Below are 20,961 nucleotides of genomic sequence, written 5' to 3'. Positions count from 1 at the left end.
TATAAAGACATTATTTAAAAAAAATTAACCGTTTACCGTTACCCCTATAGAAGAAGCACCGGCCAGTAGGTTAGCACCAAGGTCCATTAAGGCGTCTACGGCAGCTTTTACTTTTTGACCTTCCGTAGATTCTTCCCCTTCGGCGATGGCATAATCAAAAGGCACATATATATCTCCTACTTTATCTTCTGCCTCTGTAATAGCACTAGCCGTACTGGTGTAAAATTCCATGTTGGCCTCTTTTACTAAATCGGCCAAAGAAGGACCTTTTATATCCCCATAGGTGCCATAATATACATTAACGACTCCCTTAAGGTTAAGAATGATATCGCGGTGTGTATTATCGCTGAAACAAGAATGTTCATCTTCCTGATCTGCGTTACTCAAAGCAACTGACATACGTTCTACGGGTAATTCGGCCAAAACTAAAGTGGTAATACCTAAATACATATTCTGCAAAGCAACATCTTCATCAAGGGCTAAAAAAGTACTTCGATAAGAACCTTGGGGAGCCCATAAATCTACTAAATAAGTAAGGTTGTCTATAATTAGATCTGCACAAATATTGAGATAGGTTCTACGTCTATCCTGATTAAGGGCAGTACCTCCATCCACAAAATCAGTATATGGGCGTTGGCCTGGTAGAAATTCGGAAGGAGCGGTCAGGTCTTGCCCCCAAAGTAAAAATTCAATGGCATGATACCCGACACTAATATTTTTCTCTCCTCCATTTTCGTTAAGACCTTCTAAAACTGCTTTGTTGAGTTCAGGATATTCTGTTGTACTGTTGATAATACCACCTTCGGTAACCGTACCGTTATCTTCTACGTAGTCGATAAAATTTTCATCTAATGGCCATGCATTTAAAAGACCTTCTGGCCCATTTTCATCATCTATAGGTCCATTAGCGAAACGAAAGGCTTCTGTTGTACCGTAACTTTCTCTAGATTCTTTCCATTCCTCTTTGGCTTCATCAAAATTTTCTTGAGTAGGATTTTCTGTAAATGTATTTATGGCGGTTTTTAATTCTATGGCATCATCAAGAGCATCTTTATAATTTTTGTAGACTATATCGGCATAATTGGTTATGACCTTTGATTTACTGGTGCTTTCGTCTGGAGTACCATCATTGCCATCGTCATCACTACACGCAACGAAGGTTAAGGTGGCAAAGGCTAAAGCATAAAGGGTCAGGTATCTTTTTTTCATATTATAGTTATTTAGACTTATTAAAAACAGCGTAAAAGTAGTTACTTTGATTTTTCACACCAAAAAAATCCACAACAAAATTTATTTAGAATAAATAAAGATAGTGTTAATAAGTTTTTTAAGTTTGCAAAAAATAAATAAATGAGAGTTTTAGTTTTTGCATTAAGTATTATTGTACTTTTCACTGGATGCTCTTCTGATAGTGGTGATGATAATTCTACTGTTGACCCTAATTACAATAAAGAAGCTATGTTGGTCAGTTGGGCTGATAATATTATCATTCCCGCTTTTACTAACTATCAACTTAAGGTAAATAGTTTGAACGAGAGTACTATCACCTTTACGCAAAATCCAGGAACGGAAACACTTTTAGATTTAAGGAACAAATGGTTAGAAGCCTATAAAGCATATCAACATGTTGGCATATTCGATATGGGTAAGGCGACGGACCTGAAGCTTTTAGAATCATCAAATACCTACCCTACAGATGCTGGAAATATTGAAGCTAATATAAGTTCTGGCGCTTATAACCTTAGTGCTCAGGCACAATTTGCAAGTCAAGGTTTTCCGGCTTTAGACTACATGTTGTATGGGGTGAAAGAAACTGACGAAGATATTTTGGCACTATATACCGATGGCGCGAAGGCCGCTGGTTACAAAGCATATCTAACAGCTCTTAGTGCCCGACTTAAACTAACGGCCGATGCTGTCTTAGAGGACTGGGCCGGGGGTTACCGAGCTACTTTTATTGGTCTCGACAATGCGATTACAGGTTCTTTGAACCAAATGGCCAATAACTTCATTAAAAATTTAGAGAAGGACATTAGAGCTCCTAAAGTGGGTATTCCTGCAGGAATCTTTAGTAATGGCACTCTTTTTCCTGATAAAGTAGAGGGTTACTATAGTAACGATATCAGTAAAGAGCTGCTTCTAGAAGCGACCAAGGCTTCGCAAAATTTCTTTAAGGGAGCAAGCTTTGGAACCAATGGTTCAGGCCCTGGATTAAATGAGTTTTTAGATGCTATGGGAGCGAAGTCCAACGGACAGAGTTTAAGCGGTATTATCAATGGTCAGTATGCAACTATCTTCTCTGAAATAAATAAATTGGATAATAGTTTTAGCCAGCAAATATCCGCTGACAATAGCCTTATGGTGGCTACTTACAATGCATTCCAGCAAAATGTAGTATATCTTAAGGTCGATATGATCAGTGCTTTAAGTCTTACCATAGATTATGTAGATGGTGATGGTGATTAAGCAACGATAGCCTTGAAATTTATCAGTATATATAAAGTGTTTTTAGGAATTCCTGAAATGCTATTAACCTCACCTAGTGAGTAAAAATGTATCAAAAGGTAACCGCATATTTTAATTCTTATACTGATGCTGCCGTTCTTTCTTTTTACAGAATGGCTTTTGGTTTAATGATGTTCTTTAGCCTTTTAAGGTTTGCTATCAACGGTTGGATCGATAAATTCTATATAACGCCGCAATTTCATTTTACTTATTACGGATTTAGTTGGGTAAAGCCCTTGGGTACTTTTACCTATTTACTTTTTGTTATTTGTGGCCTTTCCGCCTTGGGGGTTGCAGCCGGCTATAAGTATAGAGCAAGTATTATACTCTTTTTCTTGAGCTTTACGTATATAGAGCTTATGGACAAGACGTATTATTTGAATCATTACTATTTTATTTCGGTAGTAAGTTTTGTGCTCATTTTTCTTCCGGCAAATGTGTTTTTCTCTGTCGATGCCCAAAAGGATAGGAGTAGGTTCAGCAACAAGGTTCCTCGCTATACAATAGACATAATTAAGGTATTGCTTGCTATCGTATATTTTTATGCTGGTTTGGCCAAATTGAATTCTGACTGGCTTTTAAATGCCATGCCTTTGAAAATATGGTTACCGGCCAATGCCGATTTACCATTGATAGGTCCATTATTAGGGAAGGAGTGGGTGGCGTATGCTTTTAGTTGGACCGGTGCTTTGTATGATTTAGGCATCGTTTTTTTGCTGCTATGGAGGCGCACACGCATATTTGGTTTTATATTCGTTGTGGTTTTTCATGTCCTTACCCGTATTCTGTTCCCTATCGGGGTATTTCCTTTTGTGATGATCGTCTCTTCTCTTATATTTTTTGATTCTTCCTTCCATAGAAATGCGATAAATAGGATGATGAAAATTTTACCTAAAGGAAAGTGGAAAGCTAAAAAAAGGAACGGGCTTACTCCTAAAAAGCATCCACCTTTGGGTACAAATATTATAATACCTATAGTTCTTGCTTTTGTGTTGCTCTTACAATTACTTGTGCCTTTCCGTAATTTATTGTATCCCAAAGAACTTTTTTGGACAGAGGAAGGCTATCGTTTTTCTTGGCGGGTAATGCTCATGGAAAAAGCAGGATATGCTCAATTTACCATCTCTGATCCAGATGCGGGAAAATTTCAGGTAGTTGATAATGCGAAGTTTCTTACCCGATTTCAAGAGAAACAAATGTCTTTTCAGCCCGACTTTATTTTAGAATATGCACATTTTTTGCACGACTATTATACAAAAAATGATGGAATGATCGATCCGGAAGTAACGGTAGAATGCTATGTTAGCCTTAACGGAAGATTGAGTAAACTCTATATAGATCCAAATATAAACCTAGCCAAAGAACATGAATCATTTAAAACCAAAACTTGGATACTCCCTTTTGAAGATACTATCTGGGGTTTTTAGTATTGCAGTATTTTTTATGTCCGCAACTGTGTGGTCGCAACAAGATTTTAAAGGAATTATACAAAATCAAAATGGCGTGGCGATGCCAGACGTCGAGGTGTTCGATACTGAGGGACACCATACTTTTTCGGATGGTGAAGGCCGTTTTATAATTCCTGTAGAAGGCAATACGGTCAAACTCGTGCTGTATAAAGATAATTTTGTTGTACTAGAGGAGCAATACGAAGTTAGTTCAGAAGAAGTCATCATAACTTTACAAGAGATCATAGCACTTAACGAGGTGGTAATTCAGCGAAACAAAGATCGGGTTTTTACACTTAAACATCTTAGGGATATTGAAGAGACCGCCATATTTTCAGGTAAAAAAACGGAGACAGTTAGTGTAAATAAATTAGTAGCCAACAAGTCTATAAATACGGCAAGGCAAATTTATGCGAAGGTCGCCGGTATCACTTTTAACGAGAACGCAGATGGGGGTTTGCAGCTAAACATTGGCGGGCGTGGCCTAAACCCTAATCGTACCAGCAATTTCAATACCCGCCAAAATGGCTACGACATTAGTGCAGATGTATTGGGCTACCCAGAAAGTTATTATACGCCTCCAACAGAAGCTTTAAAAGATATACAAGTCGTTAGGGGTGCAGCTTCTTTACAATACGGTACTCAATTCGGAGGTCTAGTAAATTTTAACCTGCATGATCCGGCAACAAGACCACTAGAAATAATTAGCAGAAACACCTTAGGTTCTTATGGCCTCTATACAAATTTCACCAGTTTAAGTGGTACTCAAAATAAGTTCGGTTACTATACTTTTTTCAATTATAAAAACGGGGAGGGGTTTAGGCCAAATGCTAGTTTCAATAGCCGAAACTTTTATATAAACCTCAATTACAAATTTACCGATAGAACGTCCTTGCATTTCGATTATACTTTGTTCGATTACTTAGCGCAGCAACCAGGGGGCCTTACAGATTTTATGTTTAATGAGGATATGTTTCAAAGCAACAGAACACGTAATTGGTTCGATGTAAATTGGAATTTATTTGCCTTGCGTTTAAAGCATAAGTTTAACGAGAAAGCTGATTTTTCACTTCAATTATTTGGTTTGGATGCCAGTAGAAGGGCTGTGGGATATCGCTCCAATAGAGTAAGTAATTCCGATACGCCAGATACTGTACGGGATTTAATTTTGGGAGATTTTGTTAACTGGGGTGCAGAAGCCAGATATCTAAAAAAGTATAGTTTGAAAGAACAAAATAATGCATTGCTTCTAGGGGTAAAATACTATCAAGCTAGAAATACGGCTATACAAGGACCGGGAAGTAGTGGTAACGGAGCTGATTTTAATTTGGCTACAGAAGAGTTTCCCAATTATGCGAATCAGAGTGATTATGTCTATCCTAATTTAAATCTTTCCTTTTTTGGAGAGAATATTTTTCGGTTGTCTTCTAAATTAAGCATAACCCCTGGGTTTCGTTTTGAAAATATACGTACAAAAGCCGATGGATACTATAGACGTATTAATACCGATAAGGCAGGGAATATAATTTTAGACGAGATAGAAGGGGAGAATGTGGTTAAAAATCGAAATTTCCTATTGTTAGGTGTTGGTGTAAGCTATAAACCTTCTATCCGCACAGAGTTTTACGGAAATATTTCGCAGAACTACCGTTCGGTAACCTTTAGTGATATCCGAACCATAGCACCGAGTCAGGTTATAGATCCCGCTATTACCGATGAAAAAGGATTCACCTCTGATATTGGAATACGCGGAAAAGTAACCGATATTTTGAGCTATGATACGAGTGTTTATGCGTTATTATACGACGATAAAATTGGGGAATATACAACGGCAAACCCAACCGGGGCCGCTGGAGCAGTTCGGTATAGAAGTAACATCGGTACCGCCATTACTTATGGGTGGGAGGCTTTGGTAGATTGGGATATCAGCAATAGTTTTTTTAGGCAATACACTAATTTTTCATGGAATGCCTTTGTGAACAATGCACTTACGAATAGTGAATATCTAAAAACCGATGCGCCGGGAATAGAGGGAAACAAGGTAGAATTTGTTCCTCTGATAAATGTCAAGACCGGCACCACATTGGGCTATAAGAACCTCAAAGTCAGTTTACAATTGACGTATATGTCCTCTCAATTTTCTGATAGTAATAACAGTAAAACAAGTGCCAACGATAATACTTATGGCATTTTTGGTGAGATACCCGCATACCATGTAGCGGATCTCTCTGCATCGTATGTATGGAAGAAGTTTAAATTGGAAGCGGGAATCAATAATTTCACCAATAACCATTATTTTACAAGACGGGCAACAGGATATCCTGGTCCGGGGATTTTACCTAGTGATCCAAGAACATTTTACACCACCTTACAAATAAAATTTTAAAGTTCATCTGATGAAAAAGGAACTGTCCAAGCGGCCCGGTGGAACTATTCATTTCGATTCTACCTTGGCGCTGAAACTTTCTGTACTACTAAAGGGTAGCTAGAGATATAGTTTTTGATTTGAACAGCCACTAGTTGTGAATCGTAAGGCCATGGTTCGGTTTGTTTTATTTTGAGCGCATCTTTAAGTGGAATCTATTCAACTTAAATGACCCGATCAATATAACTTTAGTATATATAGGGTAAAACCTTAGTATTTAAGAATCCAATTTTTTCATAAATAGATAAACCCTTCAAAAAAAACACTGCTCAAGAGTTTTTTAAAACTTCAAGCAGTGTTAAGTAAAACTAACTCAAACAACTAAAACTATTATTTCTAATAACCCGGATTTTGGTAGGCCGCTTTCTCGGCATCTGTTGCTTCCATTGAATCTAACTGACCTTGCGGAATTGGACGTAAATAATGGAAAGGTTCAATAGTTCGTGAAACTGTAACCAGTGTATGGTCACCATAATTTGTTCCTGCAATTCGATAACTACCAGCTATTTCGCCCCATTTTTGAGTGCGTACCAAGTCATACCAACGATAGCCTTCACCAAAATACTCACGGGAACGTTCCGCTAAAATAAAGTCGACATCAATAGTAGTCGGAGTTTCGTTAACTAGAGCATCGCTATTGTCTTCTATTCGTTCCTCTTGCTCTCCATTGTCAAAACGCCATTTTCCGGCACGTGCACGAATTACATTCATTAAGTCTCTTGCACTTTTACTACTTTGGGTAGCAGCTCCTTTTACCGCCGCCTCCGCAGCGATAAAGTAAAATTCGGAGAATTTCGCAATTGGGAAAGGACGTGTTAGACCTGCATTCGGTGAACCAAGACCACCGTTATTATCGGTACGATAGGTGCCTAATTTCCACAAACCGGGATATACAACCCTACTGATAGCTCCAGGTTCGATAACAAAGTCTGATCTCCCCGCTAAGACACCGGCACCAACATTGCTAGCTCCTGCATCACTAGGATATACGACAGCTGGGTTATTCTCATCCAAGAAACTCAAGATAGCGTCGCCTGGTTCAACCGGTAAGTCGTTGGCATTTAAATAACTGGGGGTATCGTCTCCAGCTTTGTCCCAATTACCTCTGTACGTAGTTACAAAAGTGCCATCGTAACGTGAGTCCAAATCTTTTTCCTCGAATGTTTCTTCAAATACATTGACTGGGGGCGCCATTCTTGTCCATGGTCGCCCATAACTTTGGGCTGCTTCACGTTGAACTGTACTTGCTCCAGAACTTCTGATAGTGGTGTAGTTCCAAGTTGCCATCCAAACAGAAGCATTGTCTTCTGCACCTGATATTCCGAAACCTAAATCAGCTCCATTATAAATGGCACTTTCTTCGGTATGATCTGCATATAAAAGCATTTCAGTGTGACGATCATTTGGAGCCCAATGCACATCATAGAAATATTCTAATAGGGTATAAGGTCCAGGATTATCGATTGCCGTTGCTGCAATATTATAAGCTTCTTGAAAGTACCATGAAGCGCTATGGCCATCGGGGTCAGTCCTAGGTGCTTCTGGATAAGTCGGTATGTTATTTGGATTTTCTAGCCACCAAGCATACGTTAAATATGCTTTTGATAAATACAAACGGGCCACATTTTTAGTTACGGTTCCTGTTAAACGAGGAGTATCAGGTAAGTTTTCAACAGCTGTGAGTAAGTCGGGGAAAATAGCTCTCGTATATACTTCTGGTACCGTATTACGAACAGAACCTCTATTTGTCGAGGTGTTGAACTGTAACTCCCCAGCACCTAAATCTAAAGGCACTCCTCCGTAGGTTTGTACCAATAGGAAGTAATCAAAGCCACGGAAAAAACGTGCTTCGGAAACTAATGCTTCCTCAATACCGACCGCTTCGGCATTTTCTATGATACCACTAGCCGTATTTATGGCATTGAAACATGCGTTCCAAGGACCTGCCGAAGGAGCACTAGTGGATATTATGGAACCTACACCTGATAAATCCATATCCTTAAAGTTACCATCGGCACTTTGGGCCCAAGTATACTCATCAGTTCCGGTTTCTGTAGAGTTGTAAAAGTTCCAAGCGCCATAAAGAAACCTTAAATGCGTATACAAGGCGGTAATACCCCCCTCAACACCAGATTCACTTTGAAAAAAGTCTGGAGTAAAAACACTCTTTGGGTTTTCTTCAAGTAGATCTTCCGTACATGAACCTATAAATAACGTTACAGCTAGCACTGCCGTAATGGTCATTTTGATTTTTAGTTTTTTCATAATCACTTTTTTTTAAAATGTTAAATTCAATCCAAGCATAAAATTACGTGTGGTAGGTACGTTTGCTCCTATAGTCGCAATACCTTGCGAAATAAAACCGTTCGTTCCGGTCGCCGAATTTTGACGGTTTCCATTGCTATCTACCCCTGAATTAGTTTCTGGATCCATACCAGATTCTTTATGAAATGGTGAGAAAAGGACAAAAGGATTCTGTACCGTTGTATAAAGTCGCATATTTTGAATGCCTAAGTCGTTCACTAACTTCGGATTAAAGTTATACCCCAAGGTCATGGCCCTGATTTTTAAATAAGAACCGTCGAAATAGCCCATGGTTGAACCGTATTTGGGGCCATCACCAGCCTGTATACCTCCCGGTGCTGGATATTTAGCCCCCGTATTCTCAGGCGTCCAATAGTCCACGTTCACATTATTTCTTCTTCCTGTAAGTAGGTTAAGATATCCGGCCGAGGAATAAAGCGTACTTACCGCTACACCACCACTTTTAAAAACACCCACTACATTTAGATCAAAGTTTTTATAGGCCAAACGTGTGTTAAAACCACCTTGAAAATCGGGCTGTGGGTCAATTACTTGTCTGTCCTCTGCGTTAATTTGCCTAACCGGTGAGCCATCCGGGTTGAATTCCCCTGTGTAAGCCACCTTGATCATTCCTTCATTTCCACCTGGTTCCAAAGTCTGTAGGTACTGAAAATCTGCATCTGATTGATTCCAAAGACCTATTTTATTGTAGTCATAAATTACATTAATTGGGGAACCAACGAACCATAAATTACCTTCATTACGATCTTCACCACTGGCTAATGCTGTAATCTCATTTTTATTGGTGTAGAAGTTTACACCAAAATCCCAAGTAAGACCGTCTGGATTATCTAGGATGGTGGCATTTAAAGCAATTTCTACCCCTTTGTTGGAAGTTGCCCCAATGTTTCCTACAAAAGAACTCACACCAGAACTATTGGGTAATCCAACACTGTACAAGATATCACTAGTGTCCGTTGTGTAGTATTCTACAGTACCGGACAAGCGGTTATTGAACAAACCAAAATCCAGACCATAGTTATATGTTTTCGAAATCTCCCAACCTAAACTTGCATTAGGTAATTCGTCTACAAAATAACCGGTATTAAAGGTGTCACCAAAGTTGTAGTTTCTAGTGCCTAGACTACCAAGAGTGGCATAATTGTCAATTGCTTGGTTTGAAGTTTGACCATAGCCCGCTCTCAATTTAAGCAAATCAATCCAATCAATATTTTCCATAAAAGCTTCATTTCCAATATTCCATCCAATAGAAACTGCTGGGTATGTCACCCATTTGTTTCCAGGTGCCAACCTTGAAGAACCATCCGCTCTAACCGTCGCCGTAATTAAATAACGGTTGTCATATTGGTACATAGCTCTTCCCATGTAGGACAGAAGACTATTTTCTTGGTAATTACCCCCATAACCTGTAATGTCCTCAATAAGTGCAGAACCTAAATTGTAGTAAAGAAATTTCTCATTTGGAAGATTCCTAACTCTCAAATTAGTATCGTCAAATTTTGTATTTTGGCTTGAAAACAGACCAACGACATTGACCTTGTGTTTATCTGCAAAGGTTCTATCATAAGTTAACAGGTTTTCAATTACATAATCTGTAGTAAGGCTACTGCTTACTCCTGCACTATTTGGCGCTAATTCGTTCACATTGGCAACACCCTGTCCCGTAAAATCACCATCCCTGCTCACTCTTAAATTGAGACCTGCGTTTAGACGGTACTTTAAGCCTTCAATCCCCGGAATAGCAACTTCACCATAAATATTATTGTACGTACCAAAGTCTTTTTGCAGGTTCACTCTGCCTTTACCGATTGCTCCTAGTGTACTTCTTGTAGTTACCCAAAAATCATCAGAAGGCATGCTGACCACTCTTTTAAGCGTTCCATCCGGATTATAAGGATTTAAAATCGGAGTGGCGCTTAAATTACCGTAAATATCAGATCCTGCTGCATTCGTGTAACTCATATTCGTTACCGAATTAATACCAAAACGGAAAGCTCCAATTTGCTGGTCAATTTGAGCACGTAGTGAATAACGTTGAAAAGATTCTACAGGTAAAACAGAAGTTTCCTTAAAATAACCCACGCCCATACTATAGCTACCATTTTCACCCCCTCCGGTCACCCCAATATCATGACTTGTCTGTAGTCCTGAACCATAAATTAAATCTTGCCAATCTGTATTAACAGCTGGGTCTTCATCAACTCCAGAAGTATAAGTAGGAGCACCATTGTTAAAGCGTCCAGTTGCCTCCCTTAACGCAATAAATTGCTCGGAATTCATCATCGGGAACTTTGCAAAAACCTCTTTGGTGGCGTAATACGTATTATACGTAAATTTTGGCTTCTGGCCTTTTTTACCTGATTTTGTTGTAATTAAAATCACCCCATTGGCACCTCTAGACCCATAGATAGCGGTAGCGGAAGCATCTTTTAAAATATCAAGACTTTCGATATCGTTCAAGTTGATATCGTTTATTCCACCAGCAAAAGGAATACCGTTTAAAACCACTAATGGGTCATTACCCCCCGTCAGTGATCGGGTACCACGAATTCTAATTTGGGAATTGTTTTGTCCGGGTCTTGTGCCGGTAGTCGTTATGTTTACACCCGGCGCACGACCCTGTAAGGCTTCTTGAAAGCTAGCGGCTTTGACCTCTCCAAGTTCATCGCCTTTAATGGAAACAACAGAACCCGTAACAGATTCTTTGTTTTGGGTACCATAGCCGATTACGACTACTTCGCTCAATGATTGAAGATCTTCTGCAAGGGTTACATTTATTTGAGTCTGATTGCTAATCTGTATCTCCTCGGTTTTATAACCAAGATAGCTAAATACCAATATGCCACTAGAAGGAACATTAATAGTATAATTTCCGTCGAAATCTGTTGAGGTGCCTGTGTTAGTACCTTTAAGGATAACGTTTACTCCCGGAATAGGGCCCGCACCATCGGATACAGTACCCGAAACGGTCGTTTGGGCATTTATTCCTGAGCACAAGAGCATTGTTAGGAGCGTAAGTCCGAACCACTTTAAGCTCTTCTCTTGAATTAATAGAAAGTTAGTCATAAAATTTAGTTTAAAGATTGAAATTGAATTCTCATACAATAATGTTTGGTAGAATTTTAACTACGATTTCAGGTTTATGTTCATTTGATTGATTTTTTAAATATTAAGGTTTGTTACTATGTCTAGCTTAGAAATTAAAGTGTTCTATATTACCCTTAATATGTGCTATATTAACAAATGTAAATAATACATTTATTATTTGCAACCGATTGTGCCAATAATCTAAAAATAATCTTAAATAATTTTATTTTACGTAAAGGTGATATTTGAAAATAATTTGTAAAATTCTGATTTTAAGATTATAAGATGAATTTTAAAGGATAGGGTAGGTTTTTTAGCTTCTTAAATTTTTAAGAAATAGATTGTTTTTTTAATTGTTTTTTGATTAATTATACAAATATTGGCATGTGGGGTAGCGGCAATTAAAGAACTTTTAAATAACATTCTAATCGCATATTTTTAGATAAGAAATTTCGTCTTAAGCATTACGAAATGTATATAACGCTACCTGAGTAAACAGTAAGATTGGATTGTGATTGACAAAAGTAAATTACGATTTTAAAATGCCGCTGTGACCATTAATACACAGGGTTAGAATCGTATATACTCCGATAAAAAAAATAGAACTGGAAGGGGGTATGGGACTTGTTGGTCCAAAACTTAGAAGGTAAACTTGGGCTGATAATCCAACCGTATGTTGTTTAGTAGCACAGCCGATATTAGCCTTTCAAACAGATTTATCAATTATTTTCTTTTGGAAGATGCTCGTACAAGAATCTCTGTATTTAAATAGGTAATCTGTTTGACAAGTTCATTTTTCCTTTTAGATCCTTTAATGTTTTTTAAGATAACTTCGGCCGATGTTTGTCCCATTTCAAATGCTGGATGCGTTACGGTCGATAAATTAGGTTCAATAATGCTTGAAATGGGATCATTATTAAAACCTATCACGGCTAATTCTTCAGGTACTTTAATGCCTAATTTTTTCGCAGTTTGTATGGCACTCACCCCAATCGTATCTCCGGGGGCAAATATGGCATCTGGAGGATTTTTTGATTGTAGTAATTTGATACATGCTTTTTCCGCATCATCATATTTAATTGAATCCGTCCTTACAATTAGTTCATCTTCTATAGGAAGGCTATGCTCTTTAAGAGCTGCTAAATACCCTTCTTTCCGCTCACGATAAACACTGAACTCTAAACCTACTGTAATATAGGCGATGCGCTTGCAACCTTGTGAAATGAGATGGTTGGTGGCTTTATATCCTGCGGAATAGTTATCGATGATTACATGAAAAGTATCAAACTCATTCGGAACTCTATCCACAAATACCAGAGCGGTCCCATTATTGGTGAATATTTTAAAATGATCGGTATTCTTAGTTTGTAAGGCTAAAGAACAGATGACACCACTAACTCTATTATCGTATAAAGACTGTGTTAAATTTACTTCTTGTTCGTATGAATCATATGACTGCATAATCAATACGGTATATCCAGCTTTTTGTGCAGCTACTTCTATACCACTTATCAAAGAAGAAAGGAAAGGTGTAATGGAGGGTAGCAAAACCCCGATCGTTTTCATTTTATTGCCACGAAGACTTGCTGCTAAATTATTGGGTCGGTATCCCATTTCATTAGCGGTCTTCTTAATTTTTTGAATTGTTTTTTTACCTATGGTGGGGTGGTCTTTTAAACCTCTTGATATGGTTGAAGTAGCTAAATTGAGTTTTTTTGCAATATCATAAATAGTTACTTCTTTACTACTTTTCATTTTTAAATTAGTTGGTAAGGTCAAAGATAGTTTTTTTCCGCCATTGAGGCAGATGATAGCTTGCTCGGAGCGTCTGTTAATAATGGTTTAAAGTTAGAAATACTTTTAATTCATGATTCTAACTTCAAATTATTTATCTTTTTCTACTTTTGAAACAAACGGTTGCGCTAATTAAAAAAACATTTATTTAGAATTATAATATTATGCATTTGTCAAAAATAACGACTATTGTCTTTCTTTTATTGTTGATGTCTTCATGTGGTCGTAAGGAAGTTGAAAATAAAAAAACTACAGCAGAAACACTTTTTACCTTGATTTCTAATGAAGAGAACGGTATTCATTTCATTAATACGATAGAAGAAACAGCAGCATTCAATATTCTGAATTACTACGATATGTATAACGGTGGTGGTGTGGCTATAGCGGATGTAAATAATGATGGACTTCAGGACATATATTTCACCTCTAATCAACAATCCAACAAACTATATTTAAATGAAGGAAATCTCAAGTTTAAGGATGCCACGGATAAAGCTCAGGTAAACGACGCTGAGGGATGGACAACTGGAGTCACCATGATAGACATTAACAATGATGGGTGGATGGATATCTACGTCTGTAAATCGGCTTCGTTAGATAATAATCTACTTCGCAGAAATAAACTATTTATCAATCAAAAAAATGGTACGTTTCATGAGGAGGCTCAAAAATGGGGTATAGATGATGATGGTTTTTCAATACAATCGTATTTTTTTGACTATGATAAAGATGGCGATCTGGATATGTATCTAATTAATCACAGAAACGATTTTTTAAATTCGGTAAACCTTAAAGCGATTGTAAAAGATAAAACATTTTATCCGCAGACTTCGGATCATTTATACAGAAATGATGGTAATAAATTTGCAGATGTCACGCGCGAAAGTGGCATTGTAAATAAGGAATTCAGTTTGAGCGCATCCATTGGTGATTATAATAATGACGGATGGCTAGATGTTTTCGTGGCGAACGATTTTATTACTCCCGATAAACTCTACATCAACAATAAGAACGGTACGTTCTCCAATGAGATTAATACCAAATTTAAACACATAACCTACAGTAGTATGGGGTCTGACTTTGCCGATATTAACAACGATTTTTTGCCTGACCTTATGGTTTTGGATATGTCCGCTGAAGATCACAGCAGGGGCAAGCAAAATATGGCCAGTATGAATACAGAAGGGTTTTGGTGGATTGTAGAAGCTGGGTTTCATTATCCCTACATGTCGAATGTACTGAATTTAAACAACGGCAACGGCTATTTTACCGACATAGCCCAAGTATCTGGCGTTTCTAAAACTGATTGGAGCTGGGCACCGTTGATTGCTGATTTTGATGGGGATGGATATAAGGATATATTTATAACCAACGGAGTGAAACGGGAAATTGCGAATCAGGATTTCGGTAATTTTTTAGATGCACATCAAGATTCGCTTCAGGCTATGCCCATTGAAGAAATCCTAAAAGAAATGCCTTCTGATAAACTTCAGAATTATGCCTTTAAAAATAACAAAGATCTGTCTTTCCAAAAAGTTAGTGAGGCTTGGGGCTTTGATAAGGCTATAAATTCTAACGGTGTTGCTTATGGAGACTTGGACAACGATGGTGATTTAGACCTAGTGGTGAATAACCTTGAAGATGAGGCCAGCATCTATAAAAATAATGCAACGAGTAATTTTTTGAATATAAAACTCATGGGCGATAGCAAGAATACGAATGCCATTGGTTCTAAGGTTAAGGTGTATACCGACAGTTTGCAACAGTATCAAGAACTCTTTTTATCAAGAGGGTATCAATCTTCAGTATCTCCCTTATTGAACTTTGGCATTGGCGATGCAAAAAATGTAAAGCGAATTGAGGTAGTTTGGCCAGATGGACGAGTTTCATACAAAGAAGATATAAAGCCAAACCAAACTTTGATTTTTAAAGAAAATGAATCTAGCTCGGGTACTGAAACAGTTTATCAAAGACAGGAAAACTTTATCCCTATTAATCCCGAAGATTTGGGCTTATCCTACGTTCACGATGAAAATAGTTTTGATGATTTTTCAAAGCAGGTATTGTTACCTCAGAAACAATCTCAGCAAGGCCCCGCTTTTACAGTAGCCGATATAAACAATGATGGCTTAACAGATTTGTTTTTAGGAGGAGGACCCAGTCAACCGTCTCATATATATCTTCAAAATTCTGCAGGAAAATATATAGAATCGGAACAGGAAGTCTTTAACACGGATAAAGATTTTGAAGATAATGGCGCTCATTTTTTTGATGCCGATGGTGATGGTGATTTAGATTTATATGTTGCAAGTGGGGGTTATGAGCTCGATGAGAATAGCGGACTTTTACAGGATCGATTGTATTTAAACGATGGTACGGCAAATTTCATGCGATCTAATAACTTACCGAAGATGCTTACCAGTACAAAAGCTATTGCTTCTTACGATTACGACGGTGATGGAGATTTGGATTTAATTGTAGGTGGTCGTGTTGTACCTGGTAAATATCCGCTATCACCAAGATCTTATATCTTAAAAAATACCGATGGTAAATTCACCGATGTAACAAACGAAATAGCCCCCGATTTTCTAGAAATAGGTCTTGTAAACGATATTTTAATATCTGATTATGATGGCGATAACGAACAAGACTTAATGGTAGTAGGAGAGTGGATGCCCATAACTGTTTTTAGTTTAGATAAAGGAAAATTTCAAAAACTGGAAATTGCCACTCTTGCTGATACAGAGGGATGGTGGAACACTATTAGACAAATAGACTTTGATAACGATGGTGATATGGATTACTTTGTAGGGAATTTAGGTAGCAACAATAAATTTCATCCCTCAGAGGAAAAGCCCCTTCACATTTACGGAAATAATTTTGACGGTGACGGCAATTATGATATGATATTGAGTAAGGTTTACAAAGGAAAATTGGTGCCAGTTAGAGGTAAAGAATGCTCTACAACTCAAAATGCTTTTGTTAGCAAAAAAATCAAAAGCTACAAAGAGTTCGCAAATTCAACATTGACGGATATTTACGGTGAGGAAGAAATTGAAAATTCATTTCATAAAAAAGTCACAGAGTTTGAGTCGGTCTACTTAGAAAATAATGGCAATGGATCTTTCGTCGTAAAGCATTTACCGACTAGTGCCCAATTGGGCCCTACAATGTCCTTTATTTTTACGGATGTAAATCATGATGGAAATATTGATGTAATAGGATCAGGTGCCATTCATGAGTCGGAAGTAGAAACCGTAAAATATGACTCTAATGTAGGATATATTCTTGTTGGGGACTCAAAAGGAGGCATGTCACCGTACACCGATATAAGTTTTTACAATGGATTAAATGCCAAGCATATGGAGCTGATAGCCATTAATCAAGAACCATATATATTTATAGCCAATAACAATAGGCCCTTAACGGTTTTTAAAGTAGAGTAGGAGCAGAAAGATTTTGTATTATGGATTTGGGTATGTATCCCATTGGAATTTTAAAATATAACCTATGTTAATTTTATTTCTTGAATTGAGTAGACAGTAACTATTTTTTTTGATTTGATATTTATTTTTTTTTGGCCTATATTTTAAGATACCGTACTATTGTCAGCAAATCACCTTTTTAAGGTGAACTTAAATAAAGCCATTCTTTCCTAAAGTTAGTTAAGTATTTTATAGTTGTACCCGACTTTACCTCAAATAGATATCAGTCTAATTTTTTGATTAGTTTTATTTAGCCTTTGAAGTGTGCTATCAAATGTTATATTTACCGCTTTTTGTTCAATCTATTTAAAGTATACTCTACAAAAGCGTTAATGCCGAACTCCCATCTCGGAATTTTATCTGACGAATTAACCCAGTTAATTAACTTACCCAGTTTCGGTGATGCTATAGTAACTTTATCATTGAGTTTATGGCTGAAGCCCATACCTTTTTCGCCCCGATCTAAGGTTGGGGCGAACATAGTTCCGCAAAATAGAATAAATCCATCAGGATATTGGTGATTACCACTAATCACTTGCTCTACCAAATCATCAGGGGATCTGCTGATCTGTCCCATATCACTGGCATCTTGAAGCATAAACCCGTCTGTTCCTTCTATTGTCAAGGACACTTTAGCCTTTTTAACATCCTCCAAAGAAAAGGATTCATCGAACATCCGAAATAAAGGACCAACGGCGCAAGAGCCATTTTGATCTTTTGCTTCTCCTAGCAGCAGCGCACTCCTGCCTTCGTAATCCCTTAAATTGACATCATTACCAAGTGTAGCCCCTTTAATGTTCCCTTCACTATTAACCACTAATACGATTTCAGGTTCTGGATTGTTCCATTCTGAATGACTAAGGACACCAACTTCAGCGCCGAAACCGACCGAGGAAAAAGGTTGACTCTTAGTAAATACCTCGGCATCGGGACCAATGCCTACCTCTAGATATTGGGACCAAATATTTCTTTTTTTCAATTCTTTCTTTAGGATATCCGCTTGTGGAGAACCAGGTTTTACGTGGTTTAAACTCTCGCCTATTACCGAAGTAATTTCGTCCCTTAGTTCAAGTGCCAACCTTGGGTCTCCTTTAGCCTTTTCTTCAATAACCCTTTCTAGAAGACTTTTGATAAAAGTTACACCGCAAGCTTTAACAGCCTGCGTATCGTTAGGGGCTAAAAAAAAAGGTTTACGATAATCTTTTTGATAATACATAGAGTTTTCTAAGATATCGCTCAGTGCTCCAACCGCTGTTATGGCAGGATCATCAATTTTGAGTACCTCTTTAAATGATGGATTGTTAATTAGTTCGCCAGTTGATTTAAAATAATATGATAAATCATACACAGTTCCTTCATTCGCCCAAATTACATGTGGGCCTTCAACCTTGTTGTAAGCTATTTTTTCTGGAATATTGCATCTTCCGATCCATGTTCCCTCTTGATCCAAGTCGGTAATTATTTTAGAATGGTTCATACGTTTGGTTTTAGGTACTAAATATCATCACTTTTGAAGATTTCATTGATTGTTCATGAAAAATTATCTGAATTTTCAGTTCGAAATCTTTTAGTTAAAAACATTTTAAAATAGATTTTAGCTTCAAAGGGCGATGTAATACATATTTCTGAACATTTAAATTATGAGAATTGGTAATCAATATTACCCCATCAAGTTTATATGTAAAATTCTTACTCTGTTATTTGCTCCTTGTTTTTTTAATATAAACCTTCTATTTAAAACAGCCATTAAATATAAAAATGTTTGTCTTTTTGAAGGGTTGAATTCCATTTCATTCGAATATATCAATATCTCATAAAATTAATGACACGCTTGTATTAATACGTATGATTAATAGTATTCGATTATGACATTAATAACTTAATAGTGTTTATTCTGTTAAATTATTATTTTCATTGCAAAAATAATAACAAATTAATATATTGCCGAACATTAAGTGTGTAATATACAATTATTTTGATTTCAAGTAATGGTAGTTATCAGCTTAAGATAGAATTTAAAATTTGACGCATTAAACAGGAATGGTAGATTCTTTACTTTTGGAAGAAATGTTTCTGAAACATTATCAGGAGTGGTGTTTATTGTCTTTTAGTTATACTGCTAATTTGGACGATTCAAAAGATGTCGTGCAAAGTATTTTCATTAAACTTTTACAAAAAGAATTTGATACACCTATTTGGGATCTAAAGAAGTACATCAATGCTTCCATCCGAAATGAGAGCTTAAAAAAAATCAAAAGAGATCAAAGAACCTTTTCTCTTAAAAATTATTCTACCGAGGTCCCTTCCTATGAGAGCGAACTCATTCGTTCAGAAATATCAAAAACGTTGTTTAAAGAAATTGATGCCCTTCCCGAACAGAATAAGAAAGTTTTTGAACTTTGCATTCTAGAGGGCATCAAGTATGAAAATGCGGCCGAAATAATGGGGATTACTGTAAATACGGTAAAATACCATTTAAAAAAGACATTCAAAATTTTACGACTAAATTTAAGGGATGTGTATTTATGGATGTTTTAAAATGCGTTATTCATAAAATAAAACCAAAAAAATTCACATATTCACTACCCGATTTGTTATTGGTAGGATCTTATAAGTAAGAGGTGTTTATCCTCTTACCAAATAAGACGAATTTGATAGCAGAAATTATCCTTAAAAAGTTAAGCGGACAATTAAATAGAGAAGAAGAAATTCTTTTTAAAAAATGGTTGTACGACAATGATGAAAATTTTTTAACCTACGAACGGCTTGAAGAATTACATCATGCGCATAAGCTTTTGCCAGATATTGATGAGCTAGATCCCAATGAAGCATGGAAAATAATAACCAATTCATTAGAACAAAATAGGCCAAACAAGAGGAAGCCAATTTATAATAAAAGTTTACTGCGCTATGCAGCCGTTTTTATCGGTCTCGGCGGATTGTTTTTTCTGTTTAGATCTTTTAACAATGAGGTGGCAACCTCAATTGAAATAGACTCGAATGCCATAACGCTTGAGCTGGGAAACGGTGAGGTACAAATACTATCCCAAAAAGGAGCTGCCAAGATTTTAACGAATAAAGGTGATTTGTTAGGAAACAAGGGAAATGGAATTATTGATTATTCACAAAATGAAATTAGTGAGAATGATGTTGGGGCCTTGGAATATAATACGATACATATCCCTAATGGTAAAACGTTTGAAATTATTCTTTCAGATGGTACTGTCGTAAACCTTAACGCAGGCTCTTCCTTGAAATATCCTGTAAAATTTATAAAAGGAAAAAATAGACAGGTATCCTTAACTGGGGAAGCTTTTTTCGATGTTCGTAAAAATGAACATAGTCCTTTTATCGTTGCCTCTGGTACCATGGCGGTGAGGGTATTGGGTACGAAGTTCAATGTTAGTTCGTACCCAGAAGATACATATCAGAGTACGGTATTGGTCGAAGGCTCTGTAAGACTTTATGAAACGGGTGTGGATTATGATGCTAATAATTCCACATTGCTCTCGCCGGGATATAAAGCAGATTGGAATGCGAGCGATAAAAAAATGATGGTCAATAAAGTAAATACCGAATTATATACCGGTTGGATCGAAGGGAAGTTGGTTATGAAGAAAATGAATTTCTCAAACATTATTCAACGCTTACAGCGTCGTTATGATGTCAAAATCATAAATGAATACAAAGAACTTGATGAAAGAATCTTCACCGCCACATTTGAGACTGAAACCATTAGAGAAGTATTGGAAACCTTTAAAGTAGAAACTCCTTTTGAATATGAAATAAAAGGTGATGAAATACGCATATACAATAACTGAAATTTTAAAAGCAATAGGCCTATGGTACAAAAAAAATTAAAACCGCTCCCCATAAAAACAGACTCAGTTTT

Annotated in this window: 11 protein-coding genes; 6 read left to right on the top strand and 5 right to left on the bottom strand. The window is 37.0% G+C overall.

Annotated elements, in window-relative coordinates:
• Positions 1–24: 24 nt before the first annotated feature.
• A complete protein-coding gene (locus ACNR9Q_RS15025) occupies positions 25–1,209 on the bottom strand; it encodes an imelysin family protein (protein WP_419212048.1) in 1,185 nt (394 codons plus the stop codon).
• Between the two features lie 141 nt (positions 1,210–1,350).
• Here ACNR9Q_RS15025 and ACNR9Q_RS15020 point away from each other — a divergent pair, with 141 nt between their 5' ends.
• From ACNR9Q_RS15020 to ACNR9Q_RS15010, 3 genes are all read left to right on the top strand, one after another.
• Positions 1,351–2,466, top strand: a complete 1,116-nt coding sequence (locus ACNR9Q_RS15020; RefSeq protein ID WP_419212047.1) for an imelysin family protein — start codon at positions 1,351–1,353, stop codon at positions 2,464–2,466.
• Between the two features lie 86 nt (positions 2,467–2,552).
• Entirely contained in the window at positions 2,553–3,932 is a 1,380-nt protein-coding gene (locus ACNR9Q_RS15015) for an HTTM domain-containing protein (RefSeq protein ID WP_419212046.1), read from the top strand.
• Entirely contained in the window at positions 3,871–6,339 is a 2,469-nt protein-coding gene (locus ACNR9Q_RS15010) for a TonB-dependent receptor family protein (RefSeq protein ID WP_419212045.1), read from the top strand. The genes ACNR9Q_RS15015 and ACNR9Q_RS15010 overlap by 62 nt, the downstream gene beginning before the upstream one ends.
• Positions 6,340–6,714: 375 nt before the next feature.
• On the opposite strand, the gene ACNR9Q_RS15005 is transcribed toward ACNR9Q_RS15010, so the two are convergent.
• The 3 genes from ACNR9Q_RS15005 to ACNR9Q_RS14995 form a co-directional block, all read right to left on the bottom strand.
• Complete coding sequence (locus ACNR9Q_RS15005; protein ID WP_419212044.1) at positions 6,715–8,643, bottom strand: RagB/SusD family nutrient uptake outer membrane protein; 1,929 nt, start codon at positions 8,641–8,643, stop codon at positions 6,715–6,717.
• A 12-nt stretch (positions 8,644–8,655) separates the two neighbouring features.
• Positions 8,656–11,769: a SusC/RagA family TonB-linked outer membrane protein gene (locus tag ACNR9Q_RS15000; RefSeq protein ID WP_419212043.1), complete on the bottom strand. Its 3,114-nt coding sequence runs from the start codon at positions 11,767–11,769 to the stop codon at positions 8,656–8,658.
• 744 nt (positions 11,770–12,513) lie between these two features.
• Complete coding sequence (locus tag ACNR9Q_RS14995) at positions 12,514–13,545, bottom strand: LacI family DNA-binding transcriptional regulator (protein ID WP_419212042.1); 1,032 nt, start codon at positions 13,543–13,545, stop codon at positions 12,514–12,516.
• A 203-nt stretch (positions 13,546–13,748) separates the two neighbouring features.
• Between ACNR9Q_RS14995 and ACNR9Q_RS14990 the strand changes: the two genes are divergently transcribed.
• The gene (locus ACNR9Q_RS14990; protein ID WP_419212041.1) at positions 13,749–17,030 is read left to right on the top strand and encodes a VCBS repeat-containing protein; all 3,282 of its coding nucleotides are present in this window, start codon (positions 13,749–13,751) and stop codon (positions 17,028–17,030) included.
• 322 nt (positions 17,031–17,352) lie between these two features.
• Here ACNR9Q_RS14990 and ACNR9Q_RS14985 read toward each other — a convergent pair whose 3' ends face one another.
• Entirely contained in the window at positions 17,353–18,546 is a 1,194-nt protein-coding gene (locus ACNR9Q_RS14985; RefSeq protein ID WP_419212040.1) for a fumarylacetoacetate hydrolase family protein, read from the bottom strand.
• A 563-nt stretch (positions 18,547–19,109) separates the two neighbouring features.
• Between ACNR9Q_RS14985 and ACNR9Q_RS14980 the strand changes: the two genes are divergently transcribed.
• Complete coding sequence (locus ACNR9Q_RS14980; RefSeq protein WP_419212039.1) at positions 19,110–19,607, top strand: RNA polymerase sigma factor; 498 nt, start codon at positions 19,110–19,112, stop codon at positions 19,605–19,607.
• 113 nt (positions 19,608–19,720) lie between these two features.
• Positions 19,721–20,890 (top strand): FecR family protein, encoded by a 1,170-nt coding sequence (locus ACNR9Q_RS14975; RefSeq protein ID WP_419212038.1) that lies wholly within the window; start codon positions 19,721–19,723, stop codon positions 20,888–20,890.
• The last annotated feature ends 71 nt before the right edge of the window (positions 20,891–20,961 follow it).

The sequence above is a fragment of the Maribacter sp. X9 genome, from assembly GCF_048537565.1.
Taxonomy (GTDB): domain Bacteria; phylum Bacteroidota; class Bacteroidia; order Flavobacteriales; family Flavobacteriaceae; genus Maribacter.
The sequence above is the reverse complement of the archived record's forward strand: the minus strand, read 5'-3'. Positions and strand labels throughout refer to the sequence as shown.

Bases quoted from the DNA above. Each gene is read 5' to 3' on its own strand.
- ACNR9Q_RS15000 (WP_419212043.1), bottom strand. From the start codon at position 11,769: ATGACTAACTTTCTATTAATTCAAGAGAAGAGCTTAAAGTGGTTCGGA.
- ACNR9Q_RS15005 (WP_419212044.1), bottom strand. From the start codon at position 8,643: ATGAAAAAACTAAAAATCAAAATGACCATTACGGCAGTGCTAGCTGTA.
- ACNR9Q_RS15025 (WP_419212048.1), bottom strand. From the start codon at position 1,209: ATGAAAAAAAGATACCTGACCCTTTATGCTTTAGCCTTTGCCACCTTA.
- ACNR9Q_RS15020 (WP_419212047.1), top strand. From the start codon at position 1,351: ATGAGAGTTTTAGTTTTTGCATTAAGTATTATTGTACTTTTCACTGGA.
- ACNR9Q_RS14985 (WP_419212040.1), bottom strand. From the start codon at position 18,546: ATGAACCATTCTAAAATAATTACCGACTTGGATCAAGAGGGAACATGG.
- ACNR9Q_RS14995 (WP_419212042.1), bottom strand. From the start codon at position 13,545: ATGAAAAGTAGTAAAGAAGTAACTATTTATGATATTGCAAAAAAACTC.
- ACNR9Q_RS15010 (WP_419212045.1), top strand. From the start codon at position 3,871: ATGAATCATTTAAAACCAAAACTTGGATACTCCCTTTTGAAGATACTA.
- ACNR9Q_RS15015 (WP_419212046.1), top strand. From the start codon at position 2,553: ATGTATCAAAAGGTAACCGCATATTTTAATTCTTATACTGATGCTGCC.
- ACNR9Q_RS14980 (WP_419212039.1), top strand. From the start codon at position 19,110: ATGGTAGATTCTTTACTTTTGGAAGAAATGTTTCTGAAACATTATCAG.
- ACNR9Q_RS14990 (WP_419212041.1), top strand. From the start codon at position 13,749: ATGCATTTGTCAAAAATAACGACTATTGTCTTTCTTTTATTGTTGATG.